This is a genomic window from Mycolicibacter sp. MU0102 (genome assembly GCF_963378105.1).
GTDB classification, from domain to species: domain Bacteria; phylum Actinomycetota; class Actinomycetes; order Mycobacteriales; family Mycobacteriaceae; genus Mycobacterium; species Mycobacterium holstebronense.
Genome location: NZ_OY726398.1, coordinates 316164 through 339216 on the forward strand (window position 1 = coordinate 316164; position 23053 = coordinate 339216).

The 23053-nt window shown below is 68.1% G+C and carries 26 protein-coding genes; 19 read left to right on the top strand and 7 right to left on the bottom strand.

The annotated features are described in order from the left end of the window. From RCP37_RS01465 to eccE, 7 genes are read left to right on the top strand one after another with little or no spacing between them, the layout of a single operon-like run. Entirely contained in the window at positions 1-1464 is a 1464-nt protein-coding gene (locus tag RCP37_RS01465; protein WP_373693211.1) for a PPE family protein, read from the top strand. Positions 1465-1486: 22 nt separating this feature from the next. Beyond that, positions 1487-1780, top strand: coding sequence for a type VII secretion protein EsxS (locus RCP37_RS01470; protein ID WP_308485288.1), 294 nt, complete (start codon positions 1487-1489; stop codon positions 1778-1780). 29 nt (positions 1781-1809) lie between these two features. Further along, a complete protein-coding gene (locus RCP37_RS01475; protein ID WP_046287208.1) occupies positions 1810-2097 on the top strand; it encodes a WXG100 family type VII secretion target in 288 nt (95 codons plus the stop codon). A 32-nt stretch (positions 2098-2129) separates the two neighbouring features. Continuing rightward, complete coding sequence (locus RCP37_RS01480; RefSeq protein ID WP_308485289.1) at positions 2130-3005, top strand: ESX secretion-associated protein EspG; 876 nt, start codon at positions 2130-2132, stop codon at positions 3003-3005. A gap of 48 nt (positions 3006-3053) precedes the next feature. Beyond that, positions 3054-4487 carry a type VII secretion integral membrane protein EccD gene (gene eccD, locus RCP37_RS01485; RefSeq protein WP_308485290.1) on the top strand — a complete coding sequence of 478 codons (1434 nt, stop codon included), beginning with the start codon at positions 3054-3056 and terminating at the stop codon, positions 4485-4487. Continuing rightward, a complete protein-coding gene (mycP, locus tag RCP37_RS01490; RefSeq protein ID WP_308485291.1) occupies positions 4484-5923 on the top strand; it encodes a type VII secretion-associated serine protease mycosin in 1440 nt (479 codons plus the stop codon). Before eccD ends, mycP begins: the two co-directional genes overlap by 4 nt. Further along, complete coding sequence (gene eccE, locus RCP37_RS01495; RefSeq protein ID WP_308485292.1) at positions 5920-6891, top strand: type VII secretion protein EccE; 972 nt, start codon at positions 5920-5922, stop codon at positions 6889-6891. The genes mycP and eccE overlap by 4 nt, the downstream gene beginning before the upstream one ends. Before the next feature lie 27 nt (positions 6892-6918). On the opposite strand, the gene RCP37_RS01500 is transcribed toward eccE, so the two are convergent. The 3 genes from RCP37_RS01500 to bluB are packed head-to-tail and all read right to left on the bottom strand — an operon-like array spanning position 6919 to position 9716. Then, positions 6919-8112, bottom strand: coding sequence for an alpha/beta hydrolase family protein (locus RCP37_RS01500; protein WP_308485293.1), 1194 nt, complete (start codon positions 8110-8112; stop codon positions 6919-6921). Between the two features lie 57 nt (positions 8113-8169). Continuing rightward, a complete protein-coding gene (locus tag RCP37_RS01505) occupies positions 8170-9069 on the bottom strand; it encodes an amidohydrolase family protein (protein WP_308485294.1) in 900 nt (299 codons plus the stop codon). Continuing rightward, positions 9066-9716 (bottom strand): 5,6-dimethylbenzimidazole synthase, encoded by a 651-nt coding sequence (bluB, locus tag RCP37_RS01510; RefSeq protein ID WP_308485295.1) that lies wholly within the window; start codon positions 9714-9716, stop codon positions 9066-9068. Before bluB ends, RCP37_RS01505 begins: the two co-directional genes overlap by 4 nt. A gap of 37 nt (positions 9717-9753) precedes the next feature. On the opposite strand from bluB, the gene RCP37_RS01515 reads away from it, so the two are divergent. The 4 genes from RCP37_RS01515 (at position 9754) to RCP37_RS01530 (ending at position 11763) form a co-directional block, all read left to right on the top strand. Then, positions 9754-10092: a hypothetical protein gene (locus tag RCP37_RS01515; protein WP_308485296.1), complete on the top strand. Its 339-nt coding sequence runs from the start codon at positions 9754-9756 to the stop codon at positions 10090-10092. Beyond that, positions 10093-10782: a phosphatase PAP2 family protein gene (locus RCP37_RS01520; protein ID WP_308485297.1), complete on the top strand. Its 690-nt coding sequence runs from the start codon at positions 10093-10095 to the stop codon at positions 10780-10782. Then, a complete protein-coding gene (locus tag RCP37_RS01525; RefSeq protein WP_308485298.1) occupies positions 10769-11005 on the top strand; it encodes a hypothetical protein in 237 nt (78 codons plus the stop codon). The genes RCP37_RS01520 and RCP37_RS01525 overlap by 14 nt, the downstream gene beginning before the upstream one ends. A gap of 101 nt (positions 11006-11106) precedes the next feature. Continuing rightward, the gene (locus RCP37_RS01530) at positions 11107-11763 is read left to right on the top strand and encodes a L,D-transpeptidase family protein (RefSeq protein ID WP_308485299.1); all 657 of its coding nucleotides are present in this window, start codon (positions 11107-11109) and stop codon (positions 11761-11763) included. A gap of 4 nt (positions 11764-11767) precedes the next feature. Here RCP37_RS01530 and RCP37_RS01535 read toward each other — a convergent pair whose 3' ends face one another. Together RCP37_RS01535 and RCP37_RS01540 are read right to left on the bottom strand one after the other, a co-directional pair. Continuing rightward, positions 11768-12079: a DUF732 domain-containing protein gene (locus RCP37_RS01535; protein ID WP_308485300.1), complete on the bottom strand. Its 312-nt coding sequence runs from the start codon at positions 12077-12079 to the stop codon at positions 11768-11770. Between the two features lie 14 nt (positions 12080-12093). Then, positions 12094-12384, bottom strand: coding sequence for a DUF732 domain-containing protein (locus RCP37_RS01540; RefSeq protein WP_308485301.1), 291 nt, complete (start codon positions 12382-12384; stop codon positions 12094-12096). 283 nt (positions 12385-12667) lie between these two features. Between RCP37_RS01540 and RCP37_RS01545 the strand changes: the two genes are divergently transcribed. Then, complete coding sequence (locus RCP37_RS01545; protein WP_308485302.1) at positions 12668-13831, top strand: PPE family protein; 1164 nt, start codon at positions 12668-12670, stop codon at positions 13829-13831. Positions 13832-13843: 12 nt separating this feature from the next. After that, positions 13844-15076, top strand: a complete 1233-nt coding sequence (locus tag RCP37_RS01550) for a PPE family protein (RefSeq protein ID WP_308485303.1) — start codon at positions 13844-13846, stop codon at positions 15074-15076. An 11-nt stretch (positions 15077-15087) separates the two neighbouring features. Here the strand turns inward: RCP37_RS01550 and RCP37_RS01555 are convergent, their stop codons facing one another. Further along, the gene (locus tag RCP37_RS01555; RefSeq protein ID WP_308485304.1) at positions 15088-15723 is read right to left on the bottom strand and encodes a TetR/AcrR family transcriptional regulator; all 636 of its coding nucleotides are present in this window, start codon (positions 15721-15723) and stop codon (positions 15088-15090) included. A 39-nt stretch (positions 15724-15762) separates the two neighbouring features. Here RCP37_RS01555 and RCP37_RS01560 point away from each other — a divergent pair, with 39 nt between their 5' ends. The 6 genes from RCP37_RS01560 (at position 15763) to RCP37_RS01585 (ending at position 22146) form a co-directional block, all read left to right on the top strand. Continuing rightward, positions 15763-16989: a hypothetical protein gene (locus RCP37_RS01560; protein ID WP_308485305.1), complete on the top strand. Its 1227-nt coding sequence runs from the start codon at positions 15763-15765 to the stop codon at positions 16987-16989. An 85-nt stretch (positions 16990-17074) separates the two neighbouring features. Further along, a complete protein-coding gene (locus RCP37_RS01565; RefSeq protein WP_308485306.1) occupies positions 17075-17812 on the top strand; it encodes a hypothetical protein in 738 nt (245 codons plus the stop codon). A gap of 90 nt (positions 17813-17902) precedes the next feature. Beyond that, entirely contained in the window at positions 17903-18298 is a 396-nt protein-coding gene (locus RCP37_RS01570; protein WP_308485307.1) for an Rv0313 family protein, read from the top strand. Between the two features lie 78 nt (positions 18299-18376). Then, entirely contained in the window at positions 18377-19252 is an 876-nt protein-coding gene (locus tag RCP37_RS01575; protein WP_308487232.1) for a glycoside hydrolase family 16 protein, read from the top strand. Between the two features lie 548 nt (positions 19253-19800). Then, a complete protein-coding gene (locus tag RCP37_RS01580) occupies positions 19801-21228 on the top strand; it encodes a hypothetical protein (protein ID WP_308485308.1) in 1428 nt (475 codons plus the stop codon). A gap of 96 nt (positions 21229-21324) precedes the next feature. After that, complete coding sequence (locus RCP37_RS01585) at positions 21325-22146, top strand: glycoside hydrolase family 16 protein (RefSeq protein ID WP_308485309.1); 822 nt, start codon at positions 21325-21327, stop codon at positions 22144-22146. Here RCP37_RS01585 and RCP37_RS01590 read toward each other — a convergent pair. Beyond that, complete coding sequence (locus RCP37_RS01590) at positions 22143-23036, bottom strand: hypothetical protein (RefSeq protein WP_308485310.1); 894 nt, start codon at positions 23034-23036, stop codon at positions 22143-22145. The two genes, RCP37_RS01585 and RCP37_RS01590, sit on opposite strands and share 4 nt — an antisense overlap. Positions 23037-23053 lie beyond the last annotated feature (17 nt).

Below are 23053 nucleotides of genomic sequence, written 5' to 3' on the forward strand. Positions count from 1 at the left end.
ATTTCCGCCCCGGTCTGGATCGCCTCCCCGCCGGAGGTGCATTCAGCATTGCTGAGCAGCGGACCCGGACCGGGTCCGTTGTTGTCGGCTGCCGGGGCGTGGAATTCACTGAGCGTCGAGTACGCCTCAGTGGCAGACGAACTCACCGCACTGCTCGGTGCGGTGCAGACCGGCGCATGGCAGGGACCCAGCGCCGAGCAGTACCTGGCCGCGCACGCACCGTATCTGGCGTGGCTGGGCCAGGCCAGCGCGGACAGCGCCGGGGTAGCGGCGCAGCACGAGGTGGCCGCCACGGCGTACACCAGCGCGCTGGCGTCGATGCCGACACTGGCCGAATTGGCCACCAATCACATGACGCACGGGGTGCTGGTCGGCACCAATTTCTTCGGGATCAACACGATCCCGATCGCGCTCAACGAAGCCGACTACGTACGGATGTGGATCCAGGCGGCCACCACCATGGGCACCTATCACGCGGTGTCCGGTGCGGCCCTGGCCTCGGCGCCCCGCGCGGTGGATGCCCCCCCGGTGGTCAAGGCCGATTCGGCCTTGCCCGCCGAGGACACTTCCTCGGGAGGCATCGGGGATTTCTTCACCAAGCTGTTGGACCAGCTCGGTCAGCTCCTGGCCGACCCGATCGGGGTGATCCGGGAGATCCTGAGTACCCCCGGAGCCCTGGTCACCTGGTTCCCGCTGCTGTTCTTCATCGCCTACGAGGCGTTCTTCATCCCGTTCGGCTTCACCTTCTGGGGAGTGATGCTGGGCGCGACGATCATGGTGCCGATCGTCCTCGGCGTCGGGCTCGCCTACCTGGCCGACCTCCTGGGCGGCGACTGGACCATGGACGAGGTCGCCAAGCCGGCGCCGGGTGCCGTCTCGTCGCCCGATCGGCCGACCGTCGCGGTGGCAGGCTTTGGTCCAGGGGTGCCCGCATCCGGTGCGGCGAGCGTTCCGGCAGCGCCGCCCACCTCGGCGGCGGCACCTCCCGCGCCGGCGGCCGGCGCGATGGGCTTTGGCTACCTGGTTGGAGGATCCGACCCGGGCACCGGACTCGGCCCGACCCTGACCGACCGCAACAAGGCACAGGCCCCGTCCTCACGGGTGCCGGCAGCCGCGGCGGCGGTCGGCAGCTCGGCACAGGAAAGGTCGCGGGCGCGCAGGCGTCGCCGAGCCGTCCTGCACGATCACGCCGACGAGTTCATGGACATGAATTCCGGTCCCGCCGCCGATCCAGCAGGGCAGGCTCCGTCGGCTGCGCCGACCGCGGCCGGCTCGGACCGCGGCTCCGGGCCGCTCGGATTCACCGGGACGGTGGAAAAGCGTGCCGGCAGTGCGGCATCCGGGCTGACCACTTTGACCGGCGACGGATTCGGCGGCGGCCCGAATATGCCGATGTTGCCCGACACCTGGGGCGAAAAAGATCTTGGCGACTCCGCTGGGGAGTCGGAATCGGAACCGAAATAGAAGTCAGGAAAGGAGTGCAGCAATGAGTATGTTGGATGCGCATATTCCGCAGTTGGTGGCGTCGGAGTCGGCGTTTGGTGCCAAGGCGGCGTTGATGCGGTCGACGATGGCGCAGGCGGAGCAGGCGGCGATGTCGGCGCAGGCGTTTCATCTGGGTGAGGCGGCTGCGGCGTTTCAGGGGTCGCATGCGCGGTTTGTGGCGATGGCGGCGCGGGTGAATGCGTTGCTGGATATGGCGCAGGTGAATCTGGCGGATGCCGGTTCGACGTATGTGGCCGCTGATGCGGCTGCGGCTTCCGGTTACACCGGCGTTTAGCTGGCGGACCAGGGAAAAGGAGCAGACTGATGTCGCAGATTATGTACAACTACCCGGCGATGTTGGCCCATGCGGCTGAGATGAATGGGTATGCGGGCACGTTGCAGGCTGTGGGTGCTGATATTGCCAGTGAGCAGGCGGCGTTGTCGGCGGCGTGGCAGGGCGATACGGGTATGACGTATCAGGCGTGGCAGGCGCAGTGGAATCAGGCGATGGAGGAGTTGGTGCTTGCCTATCGTGCGATGGCTTCCACGCATGAGACCAACACCTTGATGATGAACGCGCGCGACACCGCCGAAGCCGCCAAGTGGGGCTGACCCAGTGATCCGCTCGATGAGGGAAGCCAGCGATGGGTACTGAGCCCAACGCTGCCGAACTGACCGTCGAGCAAGCCTGGTACATCGCGGAAACCGTTGGTGCCGGGTCTTTTCCGTGGGTTTTGGCGATCACCATGCCCTACACGGACGCCGGGGAGCGGGGCGCGTTCATGGCGCGCCAGCGCGACGAGCTCACCCGGATGGGAGTTGTCTCGCCGGAGGGCACGGTCAATCCGGCCGTGGCCGAATGGATCCGGGTGGTGTGCTTCCCGGACCGGTGGCTGGACCTGCGCTATGTGGGTTCGGCCGCCGGCGGGGCCCCCGAGATGTTGCGCGGCATCGTCGCGCGCCGCGATCAGAGCGCCGGCAAGCCCGGCCGGACGGTCGTGGCACTGCGTAATGCGCAACTGGTCACGTTCACCGTGATGGACATCGACGACCCGCGGCTGCTGGTTCCCGTGCTCGGAGCAGGCCTGCGGCAGCGCCCGCCGGCGCGGTTCGACGAGTTCACCCTGCCGGCCCGGGTTGGTGCGCGCGCTGACGAGCGACTGCGCGCCGGCGCTCCGCTCGCCGAAGTGCTTGACTACCTAGGCATTCCCGCTTCGGCGAGGCCGATCGTAGAGTCGGTGTTCACCGGATCGCGTCACTACGTCGAGGTTGTCGCGGGATGCGCGCGAGACGGTCGGCATACCACCACAGAAGTCGGTATGAGTCTGGTCGACGCGGAGGCGGGCCGCATCCTGGTCACGCCGTCGCAGGCGTTCGACGGCGAGTGGGTCTCGACCTTCCGCCCTGGAACCGACTTTGCGACCGCTGTCGCGATTGAACAGCTGACCGCCACCCTGCCCGAGGGCACGTGGTTCCCCGGTCAGCGACTATCCAGAGATTTCACCACCCAGCTGTCCTAAAGGCAGCGAAAAGAACGTCCTCGCAGAGAAGAAGAATAGGGAACACCAATGACCGAAGCCCCGGTGCTGACCAGCGCCGTCATGCCGATTGTCCGCATCGCGGTCCTGGCCGACAGTCGGCTGACCGAGATCGCCGTGCCGGCGGAGTTGCCGCTGCGCGAAATCCTGCCGGCGGTGCAACGCCTGGTAGCCCCGGACGCCGGCGACGAAGCCGAACCGGCCGCCGGTGCCACGACGCGGCTGAGCCTGGCGCCGGTCGGCGGTGCACCGTTCAGCCTGGACGCCAGCCTGGACACCGTCGGGGTGGTGGATGGCGATCTGCTGGCCCTGCGCCCGGTGCCGGTCGGTCCGGCTGCCCCCGGCATTGTCGAGGACATCGCCGACGCTGCTGTCATCTTCTCGGCTTCCCGTCGTAAGCCCTGGGGCGCCAAGCACATTCAACGCGCGGCGTTGGCCGCTGGGACGGGTTTGACCTTCGCCGCCACCGGACTCGCGGCTGCGCACCGAGCGGTGACCGGCGAGCCTGCCGGCCTGTTCGCGGCCGGGGCCATCGCCCTGCTCACGGTGCTCGCTGCGCTGCTGTGTCGTACGCGTTCGGCCGAAGCCGCGCTGACCCTGTCGATCGCGGCACTGGTACCGCTCGCCGCGGTGGGCACCCTGGCGGTGCCCGGGGTGTTCAGTCCGGCGCACGTGGTGCTGGGCGCCGCGGCGGTTAGCGCGTGGTCGCTGATCTGCCTGATCTTGCCGCCGGGTGGTCGTGGCGAGCGCGGGATCGCGTTCTTCACCGCCGCGGTGGTTGTGGGTGTCGGAGTGCTGGCGGCGGCGGCCGTCAAGACCTTCTGGGAGTTGTCGCCTCTCACCCTGGGCTGTGGGCTGATCACCGCGTCCCTGCTGCTGACCGTTGCCGCGCCGCAGGTTTCGGCGTTGTGGGCGCGGCTGCCGTTGCCGGTGATCCCGGCTCCGGGCGACCCGACGCCGTCCGCGCTGCCGGAGAGCGTGCTCGCCGACCTGCCTCGCCGGGTCCGCGTCACTGACGCCCACCAGACCGGGTTCATCGCCGGCTCGGTGCTGCTCGCCGTGCTCGGTTCGGTTGCTATCGCCTTTGCGCCCGAGGGGCTTTCGGGCTGGGCCTGGTACGTGGTCGCGGGCATCGCGGTGGCTTCGGTGCTGCGGGCCCGGGTGTGGGACTCGGCATGGTGCAAGGCCTGGCTGCTGGCCGAGCCGCACCTGACGGCGATCGCCCTGCTGGTCGGTTACGCGGCCACCGGCCGGTACACGGCCGCCTTCGGTGCGGTGCTGGTCCTGGCTGCCTTGGTGGCGGTGTGGGCTGTGGTCTCGTTGAGCCCGTCCGTGGCATCGCCGGAAAGCTACTCGCTGCCGGTGCGCCGGTTGGTGGGCTTCCTGGCTTCCGGCGTGGACGCCACCCTGATCCCGGTCATGGCCTACCTGGTCGGCATCTTCGCCTGGGTTCTGTCTCGATGATCGTTGCCGAAGAGCGCAGTCGGAGCCGGTCGGTGGGCGGCGTCGTCCGCGGGGCCGGGATCGCAGTTCTGGCAGCATTGCTGACCAGCGCTCCGGCCCTGGCGATCACCCCGCCGACGGTGGACCCGACAGTGCCGCCGCCCAGCGGAGCGCCCGGCCCCGTCGCGGCGATGGAACAGCGCGGCGACTGCGCCAGTTCGGGTTTGATGCCCGGCAGCGACCTCAGCGCCGCGACGGCTGGACAGCGGATGCTGGACCTGCCCGCCGCGTGGCAGTTCTCCCGTGGCGAAGGTCAGACAGTGGCCGTCATCGACACCGGTGTACGGCCGGGTCCGCGCCTTGGAGCGGTGGAGCCGGGCGGCGACTACATCGGGACCACCGACGGGCTGACCGACTGCGACGGGCACGGAACCCTGGTTGCCGGGATCATCGCGGGCCTGCCCGCGTCAGATGGGTCGGACGGCTTCACCGGCGTGGCTCCGGCCGCCCGACTGCTGTCACTGCGGACCGCCTCGGCGACGATCTCGCCGCGGCTGGGTGGAGACGACCCGCGGGCGACGCGGGTGATCACCGACATCACCGCGCTGGCGCGGGCCATCGTGCACGCCGCCGACCTCGGTGCCCGGGTCATCACCATCTCCACCACCACCTGCCTGCCGGCCGACCGCAACGTCGACCAGACGGCGTTGGGTGCGGCGCTGCGCTACGCGGCGGTGGAAAAGGACGCGCTGATCGTGGCGGCCGCCGGAGACGCCGGCCAGACCGGATCGGTCGGCGGTGGCGGGGAGGCGTGCGAGTCCAATCCGCTCACCGACCTGAGCCGCCCGCAGGACCCGCGTAACTGGGCCGGGGTGACGTCCCTGTCGGTGCCGTCGTGGTGGCACCCTTACGTGCTGTCGGTGGCCTCGCTGTCGTCGAGCGGCCGGCCGTCCGGATTCACGATGGCCGGACCGTGGGTCGGCGTGGCCGCCCCCGGCGAGGACATCGTCTCGGTGAGCAACCGCGAAGACGGCGGGCTGGCCAACGCGTTGCCCGGCAACCAAGGTCGGCTGGTGCCGCTCAGTGGCACCGGCTACGCCGCCGGATATGTGGCCGGTGTGGCGGCGCTGGTCCGCAGTCGTTACCCCGACCTGAACGCGATGCAGGTCGCGCACCGGATCGTCTCCACCGCCCACAACTCCGCGCGCGCACCATCGGATCTGGTGGGCGCCGGAACCATCGACCCGGTGGCCGCCCTGACCTGGGAACTGCCCCCGGCTGCGGACCCGGCTGCCTCACCCGCGAAGAAGATCACTCCACCACCGGCGCCGCAGCCGGCGGACCCGGCGCCGCGGATCGTGGCCTTCGCCGGAACCGCGCTGCTGGCCGGGTTGGTCGTCGCCGTCGCCACTGGCGCCGCGGCGGCCGCCCGCCGACGAAAGGAAAACCAGCTGTGAGCACGCACCGAACCACCATTCCCCGGCCCGGTCCGGCCCGAATCGCCTTGGTGCTGTTGGCCGCCACGCCCGCGGTGATGGCGAATCCGTGGGAGACCACCGCGCAGCGCTGGGCGCTCGCCGTAGGCATCATCGCGACGATCCTGCTGCTCGGCTGGTGGCGTGGTCTGCACTTCACCACGATCGCTCGCCGCCGGTTGTCGATGCTGCGCTCGCGCGGCGGCGCGCACACCAACCGGCGGGACGCTGGCGGCGCACGCGCGACCGCGGCGCTGCGAATCACGGCCTCGGCGGCCGGGAACGCGGTACCGCTGGAGCTGATCGCGAGCTACTTGAACCGGTACGGCCTGCGGGCGGACGCGGTGCGCATCACCAGCCGCGCCGGTGCGGGAACCACCGACACCTGGATCGGCCTGACGTACGCGGCCGCGCCGAACCTGGCTGCGTTGCAGGCCCGCTCGGCGTCTATCCCGCTGCAGCGGACCGTTGACATCGCCGTGCGGCGCCTTGCCGACCATCTCCGCGAAATCGGTTGGGACACGACGGTCGTCGCCGACGACGAGATCCCGTCGCTGATCGACGCGGGTGCCCGGGAAGCATGGCGGTCGGTCGTCGACGGCTCAGGAGACCACGTCGCCGCCTACCAGGTGGGGATCGACGCGGCACTGGCCGACACGATCAGCCGAATCCAAGCTGTCAACGCCAACGAGACCTGGACGGTGTTGGAAGTCGCCGAAGCGGACGGCCAGCACACTATGGCGGTGGCCTGTGCGTTGCGTACCGGCTCGGCACCCGACGGTGGCGCCCCGCTGGCCGGGCTGCTGCCGCAGCAGGGCAACCACCGCAATGCGTTGCTGGGATTGCACCCGCTGTCCGGCATCCGTTTGGACGGTCACACCACGGTGTCTGGCGACGAGCTCGCCGGCCTGCGGTGGCCTGTCACGGCGGTAGCTGCGGCCGCGCGCTAGCGGCCATAGGGCTAGCCGGCTATAGGGCTAGAACATGTAGGGCCGCAGGAACGCGGTCATCCTGCGCAGGTAGGTCGGTTGGCTGACGTGTAGCACATGGTTTCCCGGAAACCAGTGCAGTGCGCACTGATCCCAGTGGTGCCAGAGCATCTCGGACTGCTCCGGTGGTGCCAGCCGATCGCCTAGGCCGGTGATGATCAGTCGTCGTTCCTTGGCCATCAGCGGGCGGTAGTTCAACGGCGAGTGGTAGGCCGTCGCAGCGACGAACTCGTCGCCGGCGACCTGCCCCAGCCGTTGCCCGCCCTGGAGTATCAGGTTGGCCGGAAACCAGTCGCGGATCTCCGATTCGACGGAAACCACCGGAACATTCGGGATCACCGCCTGCAGTCGAGGTTCGACGGCAGCCAGCAGGGCACTGGTATAGCCGCCCAGCGACAGGCCGGTCAACGCGAAGCGGTCGACGCCGGTGGACTCCAGATAGTCGATCATCGACCGGAAGTCGTGGACCGCTTGGGCCATCGCCTCGGCGAAGCCCGACATGCCGTGCGAGAAATAACCGTATCCGCTGAAAGGGGAGTACTTCTCGGCCCGCCGGCCATGGAAGGGCAACGTGAACAAGGCCACGTCGTACCCGGTTCGGAAGAACCACGGCAGCGAGAAGAAGAGCCCGTTGAACAAGTAGGGCGACCCCATGAAACCGTGGATGACGCATAGTGTCGGTCGCGGCCCGTCGTCATGACGCCAATGCTGAAACCGTGCGGTGTTGTTGTTCCCCAGGGCATTCCACGAATCGCGCATCGCCGGATTGACCGCTTCGAAACCGCTGAGGAACGAGACGTTCTCGACCCTGCCGCGGGCGATCCGCTCCGCGATCGGATTTGCCCGCCGGACCGAAACCCTCGGCAGCCCCGCAGGCGCGGGAAAGGATCGGACCGGGTCGTGGTGTGACGCCAGCTCGGCGTAGAACGCCAGCCGTTCCCGCTCCTGCCGTGACTGCTTGCGGCCCACCGCGGTGGTGAGCACCGACGGGATCATCGCCGCGGCAACCATGGAAGCGACCGCGGTGCGCAAGCCGATATCGGCGAAGGCCGACGCATCCACGATCGCCTTCTCCCGCAACGACAACTCGCTGCGGTGCGGCAGACCGTGTTCGCCGGCATCGGCACCGGGGACATCGGGAATCGGGATGGGCGGATTGAGCGGGGTGACGTCAGTGTGCACGGTCGCCGGCCTTTCACGGGTGTTGGTCGCCCCGGCCCTGCGGACCCCGGTGCGACGTCAACCGGATGGTAACGCGGTTGCGAACAGCCGTGCGGCATTGTCGTGCAGAACCCCACGTAGCCAGGCGTCGTCGATGCCGGGAAGCGCGGTGATCGCGTCCAGCGCCTCAAGGTAGCCGTATGGGATGTTCGGAAAGTCACTGCCGAACAGAATCCGCTCGCCCGCGGTGCGTAACCGTGGATCCGCGCCGGTGGGGAACGGCATCAGCTCGTCGACAAATGCGGTGAAAGCCATCGTGGTGTCCAGGTGCACGCTTGGCGATTCCAGGCAGATGTCGAGGAATTCGTCGTACTCGGGCATGCCCATGTGCGCGATGATCAAAGCCAGCCGCGGGTATCGGCGCAGCAGCTGCCGAATCGGTGCGGGCCCGGTGAAACGGCCGGGCTGCGGTCCGGAGCCGCAGTGGATGACCACCGGAACGCCGCAGTCCTCGATCACGCCCCAGACGTCGTCGAGCAGCGGGTCGGTCGGGTCATAGTCACCGACTTGGATGTGTGCCTTGAATATTCGGGCTCCAGCAGAGATGGCGGCTTTAACGTAGTCGGCCGCGCCGGGTTCCGGATAGAACGTCGCCGTGGGCAGGCAATCCGATGTGTCGCGGGCGAATTGGGCTGCCCACCCGTTGAGCCACTCCGCCATGTCCGGCTTGTGCGGATACACCAGCGAGGTGAACCGGCGCACCCCGAATGAGCGCAGCGTATCGACCCGCTTGGCCTCATCCATGCGGTAGTTGATGGGCCACGGCCGGCCGACCATCGGGCCGGCCGAATCGAAGTACTTCCACACCTTGTCCATCACCGACTTGGGCATGAAATGGGTATGGATATCGATGATTCCCGGCAGCCCCAGCTCCGACCAGACCTGGCGGACGGCGGCAGCTTCATCGCCATGAGTCATGGTTTCTCCCAGGTATTTTCGGACACAAACTCGCCTAACGGCTGTCGGTAGGCCCACTCGTCGATCTCCAGTGCCGGCCGGTCCGGGAACTCCGGAACGGGGCCCAGGCACAAGATCGCCACGGGCTCCGCATCCGAGGGCATTTCCAGCAATTGCGCCAGCGGTGCAGGTTCGAACAGCGACACCCAGCCCATGCCCAGCCCCTCGGCGCGCGCGGCCAGCCATAGGTTCTGAATCGCGCACGACACCGACGCCAGATCCATCTGCGGAAGGGTACGGCGACCGAAGATGTGCGCCTGCCTGCCGTCTCGCAACGCCACCACCAAAAGTTCGGCGCACTCGCGGATGCCTTCCACCTTCAAGGCCAGGAACTCCTGCTCGCGACGGCCCAGCGCCTCGGCGGTGCGATGGCGCTCCTCGTCGACCAAGGCATGGATGCGCTGCCGAAGGGCGTCGTCGGTGATGCGCACGAACCGCCACGGTTGCATGAGGCCCACACTGGGTGCGGCGTGGGCCGCCGCCAACAGGCGTGCCAGGACACCCGGGTCGACTGTGCTGCCGGGTACGAATCGGCGCATGTCGCGCCGCTCGGTGATCACCCGGTACACGGCTTGGCGCTCCTGCTCGGTGAACGATGGATCAGCCACGGGATCATGGTAGGAGCCATACGAAGGGACGCTCGCCATGAAACGTTCGCAACTGCTCGACCACTTCTCCGCCGGCGCTGCTGCAAGCGTCGTCTACGGCGAACCGCACCAGACCCCCGACGGCGCGACGGTCATCACCGCTGCACGCGTGACCGCCTCAGGCCCGGACGGCTCAAAGGTGAGCGCGACACCCCTCGGAGTGATGGTGATCCGGGGCGAGCAGGCCAAGTGGGTGGCCGCGGTCGACGCGAACCGGATCGCGTTGGTCGGGGTGCTCACCGGATTGCTGTCGGCGGTCATCGCGTCCCTGGCAGTGCTGCGCCGCCCGCCCTGGCCAGACCTGCGGTCGGTCGGGGTTCGTGCCGAGGGGAACTAAGTGGTGACACCTTCGGCTGCGCGCGCGGCGGCGCTGATCTCGGTGGCGGCCGCGGTGGCGGTCTACGTACTGATGTTGATCGGCTATCGGCAGGGCTGGATTTGGCTGGCCGACGTCGACTCCGCTGCCCTGGACGCGAGCTACGACGTCGCGGTCAAGCACCCGGTCTGGGTCCGGTTTTGGGATGGCGTATCCACGGTGTTTGAGCCGGCGGTGTTCCGGGCGGTGGGCATGGTGGTGGCCCTGGTCGCGGTGCTGCGCAGGCGGTTGCGTGCGGCGCTGTTCCTCTTGGTGACGGTGGAGATGACCGGGCTGCTGACCGTGCTGGCCAAGGGCTCGGTCGGGAGGCCGCGGCCGGTGACGGCCCTGGTCTCGGCGACCTCGACCTCGTTTCCGTCCGGACACGCGCTGGGGGTGATGATCGGAGTCGGCGCGCTGTTGCTGCTGGCGCTGCCCGCGCTGCGGGGCAACGCCAGAACGGCGGCGGTGAGCGTCGGCGTGTTGTTGGTGGGTGCGGTCGGGGTCTCTCGAGTAGCGCTCAACGTCCACCACCCCTCCGACGTACTGGCCGGCTGGGCGCTGGGCTGGGCCTATCTGACGGCATGGGCTCTGGTGCTGCAACCGTGGCGGCGACCGGGGTTGACCGGATCTGCCGGCGCGCCCCAAGATGGCCAAAATGACCAGCAGTAACGCCGACCCGGTTGATGCACTCATCTGTTCCCGCAAGGGCTGCAGCGCTGATGCGGTGTACGGCATGCTGTGGAACAACCCGAAGCTGCACACCCCCGAACGTCGCAAGGTCTGGCTGACGTGTGCCGAACACCGCGAGTACTTCCGCGACTACCTCTCGTCGCGGGGCCTGCTCAAGTCCGAGGCACCGGTCGAAGACCTGCCGCGCCGGGAGGGGCCGTGAACACCGCATCGTGAAAGCGGCGTCGTGGAAGCGGCCACCTGAACCCCGGCACGCCGTGAGCGGTGTTTGACCCGCCCCTGACATGCACAGATGATGAGTGAATGCGCCGACTTGTGAGCTTGTTCAGCGCTGCCCTGTGCACGGCTGCCGCGGCGCTGACCGCGGCTCCAGGAGCCCAAGCCGACGCCATCCCATGGTTTGCCCGTTCGGTAGGCAACGCCAATCAGGTGATTTCGGTTGTCGGGGTAGGCGGTTCGGACGCCAAGATGGACGTCTATCAGCGCAGCGCGACGGGCTGGCAGCCGGTGGCCGCCGGGATCGCGACCCACGTCGGTTCGGCCGGCATGGCAGCCAAGGCAAAGAGCGGATACCCGGCCACCCCGATGGGCGTCTTCACCCTGCCGTATGCGTTCGGCACCGCGCCGAATCCCGGCGGGGGGCTGCAATATGTCCAGGTCGGGGCCGATCACTGGTGGGACGGCGACGACCACAGCCCGACGTTTAACACCATGCAGGTGTGCAAGAAGGCGCAATGCGCGTTCGACACCAGCGAGAGTGAGAACCTCGAAATCCCGCAGTACAAACACGCTGTGGTGATGGGGGTCAACACCGCCCGCACCCCCGGGGACGGCGCAGGCTTCTTCTTTCACACCACCGACGGAGGCCCGACCGCGGGCTGCGTGGCGATCGACGACGCCAAGCTGGTGCAGATCATTCAGTGGCTGCGCCCAGGCGCGGTCATCGCGATCGCGAAGTAGCTCCTCAGCCCTCTTCGCAGTACGACGCTCGCGCGATGCTGACGAACTGCGACGCCCTGGTCAGCGTGAGGCTGGGGTTGGCGTTCTTCACGGCCTTGGCCGCCTGATTGGGCGAGTGCCCCCCGGCGAGGTATTCGCACACCGAATGCCCGCCGGCCACCGCGTCGGCGGCATCGGGGTAGGAGATACCCATCTTGTCGAGGGCGCCGAGGAAGCCGTTGTCATCGGTATCGGCGCCCGCCGGTGCGGCCAGACCCAGCAGACCGGCCACCGCGAAGGCGCTCACTGCGAGTGTGCGGGGCATGCGAACCGTCATCGTCTTCCTTTTCGTCAATCGGTGATCGAGTCGGGGCAGAACGCCACTTGGGAGTACGTCACGAACCGGGCGGCGTTCTTCACCGACATGCTGCGGTTCGAGATCCGCACGGCGCGTGCCGCGGAATCTGAGTGATGTCCCGCGCCCAGGTAGGCGCAGACCTCCCGGCCGACGGCGACGGCGTCAGCCGGATTGGTGTATTCGATCCCCGCCTGCTCGATCGCGCTGATGAACATGGCGTCGGGGTCCGGTTCGGCGTATGCCGGCGCGGCGCTGACCAGTGCCGTAGCACCGATCGCGACCAAAGCCCATCGTGGATTTATCACAGTGACAACAGCATTACTGACCTGAATTAACCGTCAGCGGCAAGTAAATGAACCATCGGTGAACACCATCGGTACGGTGTGCGCCGGATGCGTCGCGCCGGTAGACGGCCGCCTAACAGTTCATTTACTCGCCACCCTGCCGACCACTTCGCCTTAACCTTCGGTTCACCTGCATGCCGTTTCGTAAGGATCGGAATAGCCGTTCGCAACCGCTGCAGGCCCCTGGCGTACCTAGCGCCAGTGCCATGAGCGAGGAGACATCGTGTACCTGGACTACGGGGTCCTGCCCCCGGAGATCAATTCGGGACGCATGTACGCCGGCCCCGGATCCGGTTCCATGCTGTCCGCCGCCACTGCGTGGGAGAACCTCGCCGCCGAGCTGAACACCGCCGCGGCGTCCTACGACTCGGTCACCTCAGGCCTGGCTGCCGGCCCGTGGACCGGCCCGGCAGCGACGGCGATGGCAGCCTCCGCGGCCCCGTACGTGACCTGGCTGCGGGGCGCCGGCGCTCAGGCCGAAACCACCGCTCGCCAGGCGACCGCCGCGGCGGAGGCCTACGCGACGGCGGTGGCCGCAGTGGTGCCCCCACCGGTGATCGCCGCCAACCGCGTCCTGCTCAAGCAGCTGGTTGCCACCAACTTCTTCGGGCAGAACTCCCCGGCGATCGCCGAAGCCGAGCGCCAATACGCCGAGATGTGGGCCCAGGACGCGGCCGCGATGTACCGCTACGCCAGTTCCTCGGCGGCCGCATCGGCGTTGACCACGTTCAACCCGCCGCCGCAGACCACCAACGCGGCGGGGCAGTCCGCTCAGTCCGCGGCGGTTGCCCAGGCCGGGGTCGCGGCGGCCGGCAACGGTGCGGCCACCGACATCTTCAGTTCGTTGATTTCGATCATCGGCCAGATATCGCCGTTCACCGGCTTGGCCACCCAGGGCCTGAGCGCCACGATGACCGGCTGGTCGGGCACGGCGAACATGCTCAGCAACGTCAACAACGGGATCGGCCTGGCAGCCTTTCAGGCGGAGAACCCCGGCGGCCTCGACGAAATCCTGCACCCACCCAAGATCGGCCCGGCCGGTTTGGGTCTGGGCGGGCTGGGACTGGGCAAAACCGGACTCGGCAGCGCCGGCTTGGGGGCCGGACTGGGCAGTGTGGGGTCGTCGGCGACCGCCGGTACTGCGCTCAAGATCGGGGCGTTGTCGGTGCCCCACGGCTGGGCGATGCCGGTCACGCTGACCTCGGCGGGAGCGCCACTACCAACCCCGGCCGTGGCGGCGGCGCCGGCCCTGGGCGGAGGGGTGCCCGGCGGGGCGTTCGGTGAGACCATGCTCGGCACCCTGGCCGGTCGCGGTCTGGGTGCGGCGACATCGCGCGCGGCCGCTCATCGCCGCACCGTGGTGCCACGTCCGCCCGCCGCAGGTTAATTCCTCAACGACATGGACTTCGCGTTCCTCCCCCCGGAGGTCAATTCCGGCCGGATGTACACCGGCCCGGGGGCAGCTCCGATGCTCGCCGCGGCGACCGCCTGGGATGCCCTGGCCGCCGAACTGGAGACTGCCGCGGTCAGCTACTCCGAGGCGATCTCGAGTCTGATCGGTCACGCGTGGTCCGGCCCGACATCGGTCGCGATGGCCGCCGCGGCGGCTCCCTACGTGGCGTGGCTGCAGGCCGTCGCTGCCAACGCCGAGCAGACCGCGATCCAGGCCAAAGTGGTTGCCTCCGCCTATGAAGCCGCTTTCGCCGCCACTGTCCCGCCGACGGTGGTAGCCGCCAACAGGACCCTGCTTGCCACCCTGGTCGCCACCAACTTCTTCGGCCAGAACACCCCGGCGATCGCCGCGACCGAGGCGGCATACGCCGAGATGTGGGCTCAAGACGCCGTCGCGATGTACGGCTACGCGGCGGCGGCGATGCCGGCAAGCTCACTACCGCAACTCGAGCAGCCGCCGCAGACCACCAACCCGGCCGGGCCAGGCTCCCAGTCCGCGGCGGTATCGCACGCGGCAGCCGGCAACGGCCAGGCATTGGCCCAGTCGACGCTGCAGCAGTTCGCGAATCCGGCGGCCGCATCGGACCCGCCGACCTGGTGGGAAACCTTCACCTCCGAACTGGGCCAGGTGACGCCGTTCAGCAGCATCGCTTCCAGCGGGCTGAGTTTTGACTCCAGCCTGTACACCGTGGTGAGCAACGGTGCCGGCTGGGGACGGCTGGTGTACGTCCGCGGTGGGGCCGAGGGTGCGTTGACCTTCGAGGGGATCGGGCCGCGCGGGGTGTTGTCGGCGTCCACCACGCCGGTGACGGGGCCGGGCGTCGGCAGGGCGATCCCGGTGGGTGGGCTGTCGGTGCCGCCGAGCTGGGCGACCGCGGCCCCGGAGATGAAGCCCATCGCCTTCACGCTGGCCGCCGCCGAGACCCCCATGCCGGTTGCCGCTGGACTACCGCCGGGAATGGCGTGCCAGGAGGCGATGATGGGAACGACTGCGGGCCAAGGCGCAACGCCCGACAACAACAGTCGCCGCAACCAGAAGACCAACGGCAAGAACGACGATCAGGATGGCAAGCCGATCACGACACTGACCAATGGCAGTGGCTGGCTGGCGTCGTCCTGGGCGTATCACACCCGGCAGCGCGAAGGTCAGCCTTTGCCTACGCACTGGCGGACCGGCTAGCGCCTGATCGGCTAACCGCGATCGCGTTGCAGGTAGTGGGCGACCATGTCGAGCAACACTCGCCGCTCCGTCTGCCAGTCAATGGGCACGCCCATGATCATCTGCGCCAACACAATTCCCCGCAGCGCTGCCCAGATCACCTCGGCCACACCGGAATCCGCGGGGTCGTCGGAAACCAACCGGCCCAACCTGTTGATCGCGGTGTTCATCTGCATCAGGTGCTCGTGGGACTGCTCGCCCAAGCTGCCGCGAGTGGCCCGCAGTATCTCGAACGCGGCCAGCGAAGTCGGGCTGGCATAGCAGCGCCACGCGGTGTCGACGACGGCTTCGATGCGCTCCCGCAGCCCCAGCTCGCTCACGTCGACGGCGGACAGGCTCGTCAGCAGTTCGGCTACCCCGTCGTCGACCACGGCCATCAACAGGCCGTTGCGGTCCCCGAAGTGGTACTGGATGACCCCCCACGTCACCCCGGCCCGCTCGGCGACGTGCTTGGCGGTCGCCGCGCCGAACCCCTCTTCGGTGATGCAGCGCACCGTCTCGTCGATGATCCGCGCGCGGGTGTCGTCACCGCGCTTACGGGGCGCGCTGGTTCGCCGGGTCGGCCCAGAGGGCCCCGAAGCCCGAGCGGAACCAGCGGAAATAGTCATTGTTGACTTTATAACATAGACCCAACTATTTTTTAGCCCGTGACCGAATCCAGGTATGCGTCGCTGTCCCGTGACGAGTTGGCTGTGCTCGTGCCCGAACTGCTGTTGATCGGGCACATGATTGACCGTTCCGGAATGGCCTGGTGCATCTCGGAGTTCGGCCGCGAAGAAATGGTGCAGATCGCCATCGAGGAGTGGGCGGGCGCCAGCCCCATCTACACCCAGCGCATGCAGCGCGCGTTGGGCTACACCGGCACCGACGTGTTCACCATCTTCAAGGGCCTGCAGTTCGACATCGGTTCCCCGCCGCAGTTCATGGACTTTCGCTTCACCGTCCATGACCGCTGGAACGGCGAGTTCGAGCTGGCCAGCTGCGGCGCGCTGCTCGATGTGGAGCCGATGGGCGACGACTACGTCTTCGGCATGTGCCACACCATCGAGGACCCGACCTTCGACGCCACCGCGGTGGCCACCAACGTCCACGCCCAGTGCCGTCCGGTGCACCGGCCGCCTCGCACGCCATCGGACCGGCAACCGCACTGCCACTGGACCGTCATCATCGACGAGTCATACCCTCCGGCCCAGCCGATTCCCGCGTTGGCGGTGATCAGCGAAAGCAAAGCCGCCACTTGGCAACTCGATGACATCGATGCCTCCGACGAAGGTTTGGCGGACTATTCCGGACCGCTGTTGACCGACGTCGACTTCACCGCGTTCTCCCATTCGGCGCTGGTCCGCATCGCCGACGAGGTGTGCCTGCAGATGCACCTGCTCTACCTGTCCTTCGCGCTCGCGGTGCGCGCCCGGGCGAACTCCGACGAGCTGGCCGCATCGGTGGGCCGGCGCCAGCTCACCGGCCTGGCCGGGCTGGGAGCCCAGCGCATCAAGAACGCGCTGAACCTTCCCGCAGACATCGACGGCGCGCTGCGCACCTTCGAACTGCACCCGCTGCTCAATCCGATCGGCTACGTGCGCGCCGACATCGGCGAGAACACCATCGCGGTGCACCCCTCGCCCGCACACGACGACAGCGCCTGGATCGCGCTGTGCTCGCCGCAGGACGTCAATCCGCTGCAGGCCATCGCGACCGCCGTGAACCCGCTGCTGCGGGTGGAGGTCGAGGGGTCTGACAGCGAGTGGACGGCCCGGCTGACCGAGACCGACAGTGCGGCAAAAGAACTGCCCGAGGTGATGGTGACCAAGGTCAGCAGCGGCGCCGATTTCGTGTTCCGCACCCGAAAGTCGTTGCCGCTAACGGTTGTATAACCCTATGGTCTCGGCGGTGGTGGCACGCCCCGCCGTCCCCCTATCGTGGTCACGACCGCCGTTGTCGATGCAAGGTAAGCAGCATATGTACGACCCGCAAGCCGACGATGCCACCCAGGAAGCCGAGGCAATCGGAGCAACCGTGATGGCGCCGACGGTGCCCTCGGATGCGGGTTCCGGCGTCGTGGACGCGTTCGCCTGGTCGCAGGAGGACGGCAGTGCTGGTGCCGAACCGGTGCCCTACGTTCCTTATGCCGAAGACCCCTACTACGACCAGGATCTGAGTACCGGACGCCGGCCGACGGTTTCGGTGCCTGCTGCGCCGATCCCAGGCCGTCGAGCACCTTCGCGGCTACCGCGGGTGGTGCTGTTTGTGGGGATCGTGGTGGCGCTGATCGCGGTTGCCGGGGCGCTCTACAGCTTGACCCGGGGCCAGGACGACGAGACGCCGGTTGTTCCCGAAACCAGCGCCGTGGTGCCGCCGACCCCGACGCCCAGTGCGCCGCCGCAGCCCAGCGTCGTGCCGCCGCCGGTGGCCACGACATCAACGCCGCCGCCGCAGACCACAACGGAGCCGCCGCCGACTACCACCACGGCGCCACCCACCACGACGACCACCACCGCGCCGCCGACCAGCACCACGACGACCACAACGGCGCCACCCACGACGACCACGACGCCACCGACCACGACGGTTCCGCCGACGACCAGCGAACCACCCAGCACCACGGTGCCGCCGACCACGACCGTGCCGATGACCACCGAATATCTGCACATTCCGTTGGTGCCGATTCCGATCCCGATTACGGTTCCGCAGAACTAGCCGCGCCGGCCGTCGTCGCCTGAGACCGTGGCCGGATCCGTCCTACGCAGGCACACTGGGGTGTGGCGACCAGGGTGAAAGGGGCTCGCAATGGGCGACAGCGGCGCCTTCGGATTCGATTCCGAGGATTTGGACCGAATGATGCGTGAGGCTGGCGAGGGACTGCGTGCGGCGTTCGACCGGTTCTCCGGCACGTTCGGCTCCGCCGGGGACCACCGGGCCGGCTGGGGTGCGATCTTCGCCGACATCGCCCGGGCCGCGCGGGCTGAGCCGGCGACCACCGGCGAGACCGGTGATGGAGTCTGGGCCATCTATACCGTCGGCGACGACGGGGCGGCGCGGGTCGAGCAGGTCTACGCCACCGAGATCGACGCGCTGCGGGCCAGCCAGCGCAATCCCGACCCGAAACGCCGGGTGCGGTTCCTGCCCTACGGGATCGCCGTCGGTGTGCTCGATGACAGTGCCGACGGCAGCGAGACAACCTAGAGGTGACATAGGCCACGCGGGTGGGCTTGTCTTGTTTGACACCGGTGCGGTGTGGGTTAGATTGCCACCGTGCCCGAGATGAACCGCCGTCAGGTCATGATGATGCTGGGTGCCGGCGCATTGGCTGCCGCAGCACCCACCCCCCAGGCCAGAGCCGTTCCCGCGGTTCCTGGAGCGCCGGGCGACCCGGCTTCGCCTGGGACGCCCCCGACCGCCGCCGCCAAGCCCGCGGCCTTCATCTGGCATGACGAGTTCGACGGCCCGGCTGGCTCGGCTCCCGACTCTTCGAAGTGGACGATCTCGAACCACCGCACCCCGATCCGTCGCCCGGTGGGCTGGGACCGGCCCGAGTACTTCTACCAGTACCGCGACAGCCGCAAGAACGTCTTCCTCGACGGCAACTCCAACCTGGTGATCCGGGGCACCCAGGAAGGCAACACCTTCTTCGGCGGCCTGGTGCACGGCAACTGGCGCGGCGGCATCGGTACCACCTGGGAAGCCCGCATCAAGTTGAACTGCCAGACCGCGGGCTGCTGGCCCGGATGGTGGCTGTCCAACGACGACCCGGGCCGTGAGGGCGAGATCGACCTCATGGAGTGGTACGGCAACGGCGAGTGGCCCTCGGGCACCACCGTGCACGCCAACCCCTACGGCACCGCGTTCGAAACCTTCGCGTTCCCGGTCGACGGCAACTGGCACAACTGGCGCGTCACCTGGAACCAGAGCGGCATGTACTTCTGGCAGGACTACGTCGAGGGCATGGAGCCCTACTTCTCCGTCCCGGCGGTCGGCATCGAGAACATCGATGAGCCGGGCCGGGAGTGGCCGTTCAACGACCCCGGCTACACGGTGTTCCCGATCCTGAACCTGGCCATCGGCGGATCCGGCGGCGGCGACGCCCGAGTGGGCAGCTACCCGGCCGACATGCTGATCGACTGGGTGCGGGTCTTCTAGGACGTCGCTGTCACGAGTTCATTGGGTATCGGCGCACGATAACGCCGGCGCTGCTCCGGCGGCCGGCTAGCAGTCGCCCGATTCCCGGGTAGGCAGCTGCCCGGCGGACATGTTGATCGACTCGGTGCAGGTGTTCTAGAGGCGTCTACCGGTGTGACTTGTGCGCTGGTTGCGGCCCGCGGGAGATCGTGCACTAATCGCGACACGGGTTCTTTTGCTTCCGCCCTGGTGCCGGAAAACTTTACGAAACAGGCTGTGTTTCACAGGATTTCGGTCAAGTCCGCCGTCTTGGTTACTGGTCGGTAGGGCAGCGGAAGCCGCACCCGGCACGGCGAGTCGGAATGTGATTTGCGTCACATAATCGGAAGTGTGCCTGGAATCCGTTGCAGCTCAGCGGCATTGGCGAGAAACTCGACACCCGTCAAGGTGGAGCAAGGTCCGGCGCGAATGAGTTTCGCTGAGGTAGCGTCCCCTTCGCTCGCCATCTAAGGCGACGCTGAGGGAGACACGACTGCCTGACGGCAAGTCCACAGGAGGGGATTTCTTTGATGAGTCAACGTCACAACGGCGGCGCGCGTCGGCGCGTGGTAGGCGCTGGGGGCGCCGTGGGTGCTTTCCTGGCGCTGGGCCTGAGCCCGCTCGCCGCTGCACCGGCCGCCAACGCGGACTTCGACTTCGACTTCGGCGATGTGCTGAGCTCGCTCGGTTGGGACAACTCGTCCGACGGCGCTGCGGGATTTGACGGCTCGAGCTTCGACTTGGCCCTGCCCGGCGCCGCAGACAGCACTGGGCTGGAAGGCATCTACGACTCGATCTACAACGGCATCCACTCCATGGGCGACATGCTGATTCCGATCTTCGATGCGACCGGCATCAACACGCTGTTCGCGTTCGGTGACAGCTGCGGCTTGATCTGCGACGGTGTTAACGCCTCGCTTAGCGACGACGGTGTGCTGACTGCGGCTACCAACGGCGGTCTGCTGTTCGGCGACGGTGGCAACGGCATCGCCGGTTCCGCCGGTGGTGACGCCGGCCTGATCGGCAACGGTGGGGACGGCGGCGCTGGCGCGCTGGGTGCCATCAAGGACGCCGAGGGCAACGTGATCGAAGGCACCAACAACGGTGGCGACGGTGGCGCCGGCGGTTCACTGCTGGGCAACGGTGGCAATGGTGGCGTCGGTGCCGCCAATGGTGGCAACGGCGGCAACGGTGGCGCTGCGGCATTGCTGGGTGCAGGTGGCGATGGTGGCGTCGGCGGTGCCGGCAGTACTGGAGCCAAGGGGGACAACGCAACCAACACGACGGCCGCGGAGACCGGTGCCAAGGGTGGCAACGCCGGCAACGGTGGCAACGGTGGCAACGGTGGCACGCTTATCGGTAGCGGCGGCAACTCCGGCGCCGGTGGCGCCGGTGGCACTGGTGGCGCCGGTGGCGACGGCTCCGTCGCCAACACCACGTTCAACAACAACGGTGGTAACGGCGGCGTCGGCGGTGAAGGCGGTGCGGCCGGTGCGAAGGCTGGAACCGCGGGCATCCTCGGTGGCACCGCCGGCACGATCGGCACCGGTGGTAACGGTGGCGTCGGTGGCGCCGGCGGTACGGCTGGGTTCGGTGCCACAGGCGGTACCGGTGGCACCGGTGGTGCCGGCGGCGACTCGACCTCGGGCAACGGCGGCAACGGCGGTGCCGGTGGCGCGGGTGGGGCTCGTGGCTCCAACGGTCTGGCGTCCGGTACGGGTGGCGTCGGTGGCGCTGGCGGCGACAGCGCCACTGCGACCGGTGGCAACGGTGGTACCGGTGGTACGGGCGGTAGCGCTTCCGGCGGGCTCACGGCCGGCGACGGTGGCCACGGCGGTGCCGGTGGCGCCTCCGGCGAGACCGCTGGTGCTCCGGGCGCCGTCGGCTCCGACAACAACGGGACCAACCCGGGTGCTGGTGGCCAGGGCGGCGCCGGCGCTGCTCCGGCAGCCGGCTAGTCGTTCGCGACAAACGCAACAGAAGCCCCGCACGCCTTCCGGCGTGCGGGGCTTCTGCCATTGATGCCCAGGCCGCTGTAGTGGTTTCATGCCAGGGTGGCCGAGATGAATCGACGCAGCCTGATGTTGACGACGGGAATCGGCATGCTGGCCGCCGCGATGCGCCAGCCGGAGGCATGGGCCCGGCCGGGGCCCGTCGATCCACTGCCCGCCGCCCCGTCGCAGACCTACCTCTTCAGCGACGAATTCGATGGCCCGGCTGGTTCCGCGCCGGACCCGTCAAAGTGGGCGGTGGCGCAGGCCCGCGAATCGATGAAAGACCCGACGTTTTGGGAGCGTCCCGAGAACGTCGGCCAATACCGCGACGATCGCAAGAACGTGTTCGTCGACGGCAAGTCGAACCTTGTGCTGCGCGCCGCCAAAGACGGCGATACCTACTACAGCGGCAAAATCCAGAGCCGCTGGATGGGCGGTATCGGACACACCTGGGAAGCCCGGATCAAGCTGAACTGCCTCACTGCCGGGGCTTGGCCCGCCTGGTGGATGGGCAACGAGGATCAAGGCGAGATCGACGTGCTGGAGTGGTACGGCAACGGCAGTTGGCCGTCGGCGACCACCGTCCATACGAGAGCGAACGGTGCCGAATGGGCGACCCAACAGATTTCGATGGACTCCGCCTGGCACACCTGGCGGTGCCGCTGGGACGCCGACGGTATCCGCTTCTGGCGCGACTACGTCGACGGTGCGGCGCCCTACTTCACCGTTCCGGCGAATTCGATCGCGGACTGGCCATTCAATAACCCCGGCTACCAAGTATTTTCGGTGCTGAACCTCGCGGTGGCCGGTTCAGGCGGCGGCGATCCTCGACCGGGCAGCTATCCCGCGGAGATGCTCGTCGACTGGATCCGAGTTTTCTAAAGCGGGCTTATCTCGCCGGTCCCGCTGGGATCGACACCACGTTCGTGGGCCTCGAGCCAAGTCACACCTTGTTCGGCTGCTCGAATCAGCGCACCCCGCTCGCCGAAATAGCCCGCAATCAAACCGAATCCGGGCAACGAACCGAGGCGCTGGTAGAGCTTCTTCGGGTGCGGACGCTTGCTCACCTCGTCGAATGTCGCCCGTAGGATGCCGGCCAATTGCCACACCGTCCGGGTGATCACCACCGGAGTCGACGACGTGATCGACGCCAGCGGCTTCCACCCCGGCGGTGGTGTTACGGGAAGCGGTGCGGGATCGGGTTGTGTTGGTACCTCCACGGTCTCGGGCAGATGCCGCCCGCACAACACTTCGGCGAGCAACCGCGCCTGCTCACGCCGGTCGGTGACGCCGTACTCGCGGGCCAGCGCGCACAACACGATGGCGTGATTGACGAATCCCGCCAGCTCGCCCACCGGGACCAGCCTGGCCAGCAATCCGAACGCGCCGGGGGAGGCGACCACCAGGGTGTTGATCGCACCGACCCGGTGCACCCACCAGTGCACGCGTTGCTCGCGACTCATCCGCTCCCAGGCCGCGGTGCCGGGCAGATCCGCGGCGTTGATGAGCTGTGCCCCCGCGTTCAAGGCGCGGTTGGTGGCGCTGGGACCGCGACCGGCCTCGTGGCGACGCCGCCACAGCCGAAATCGGCGGATGCGATGCGTTACGCCATGCGCTGGCCGCAGCAGCCGGTGAGAGCGTTTACGCAGTCCGATCGGATCAGCCTCGGCGAGCAGGTCGAGCAGCGGATCGATCACCGCGACCGCGCGGCCCAGTGCATCGGCGACCTCGGCGTCGGTCAGGGTGGCGTGCGGTTTCGGAAACAGACCCATACCGGTGATTGTGGCGG

Excerpts from the sequence above, each read along its gene's own strand:
- RCP37_RS01470 (WP_308485288.1), top strand. The coding sequence starts at position 1,487 with ATGAGTATGTTGGATGCGCATATTCCGCAGTTGGTGGCGTCGGAGTCG.
- RCP37_RS01475 (WP_046287208.1), top strand. The coding sequence starts at position 1,810 with ATGTCGCAGATTATGTACAACTACCCGGCGATGTTGGCCCATGCGGCT.
- RCP37_RS01480 (WP_308485289.1), top strand. The coding sequence starts at position 2,130 with ATGGGTACTGAGCCCAACGCTGCCGAACTGACCGTCGAGCAAGCCTGG.
- eccD (WP_308485290.1), top strand. The coding sequence starts at position 3,054 with ATGACCGAAGCCCCGGTGCTGACCAGCGCCGTCATGCCGATTGTCCGC.
- mycP (WP_308485291.1), top strand. The coding sequence starts at position 4,484 with ATGATCGTTGCCGAAGAGCGCAGTCGGAGCCGGTCGGTGGGCGGCGTC.
- RCP37_RS01505 (WP_308485294.1), bottom strand. The coding sequence starts at position 9,069 with ATGACTCATGGCGATGAAGCTGCCGCCGTCCGCCAGGTCTGGTCGGAG.
- RCP37_RS01515 (WP_308485296.1), top strand. The coding sequence starts at position 9,754 with ATGAAACGTTCGCAACTGCTCGACCACTTCTCCGCCGGCGCTGCTGCA.
- RCP37_RS01525 (WP_308485298.1), top strand. The coding sequence starts at position 10,769 with ATGACCAGCAGTAACGCCGACCCGGTTGATGCACTCATCTGTTCCCGC.
- RCP37_RS01530 (WP_308485299.1), top strand. The coding sequence starts at position 11,107 with ATGCGCCGACTTGTGAGCTTGTTCAGCGCTGCCCTGTGCACGGCTGCC.
- RCP37_RS01535 (WP_308485300.1), bottom strand. The coding sequence starts at position 12,079 with ATGACGGTTCGCATGCCCCGCACACTCGCAGTGAGCGCCTTCGCGGTG.
- RCP37_RS01550 (WP_308485303.1), top strand. The coding sequence starts at position 13,844 with ATGGACTTCGCGTTCCTCCCCCCGGAGGTCAATTCCGGCCGGATGTAC.
- RCP37_RS01555 (WP_308485304.1), bottom strand. The coding sequence starts at position 15,723 with ATGACTATTTCCGCTGGTTCCGCTCGGGCTTCGGGGCCCTCTGGGCCG.
- RCP37_RS01565 (WP_308485306.1), top strand. The coding sequence starts at position 17,075 with ATGTACGACCCGCAAGCCGACGATGCCACCCAGGAAGCCGAGGCAATC.
- RCP37_RS01570 (WP_308485307.1), top strand. The coding sequence starts at position 17,903 with ATGGGCGACAGCGGCGCCTTCGGATTCGATTCCGAGGATTTGGACCGA.
- RCP37_RS01575 (WP_308487232.1), top strand. The coding sequence starts at position 18,377 with ATGAACCGCCGTCAGGTCATGATGATGCTGGGTGCCGGCGCATTGGCT.
- RCP37_RS01580 (WP_308485308.1), top strand. The coding sequence starts at position 19,801 with ATGAGTCAACGTCACAACGGCGGCGCGCGTCGGCGCGTGGTAGGCGCT.
- RCP37_RS01590 (WP_308485310.1), bottom strand. The coding sequence starts at position 23,036 with ATGGGTCTGTTTCCGAAACCGCACGCCACCCTGACCGACGCCGAGGTC.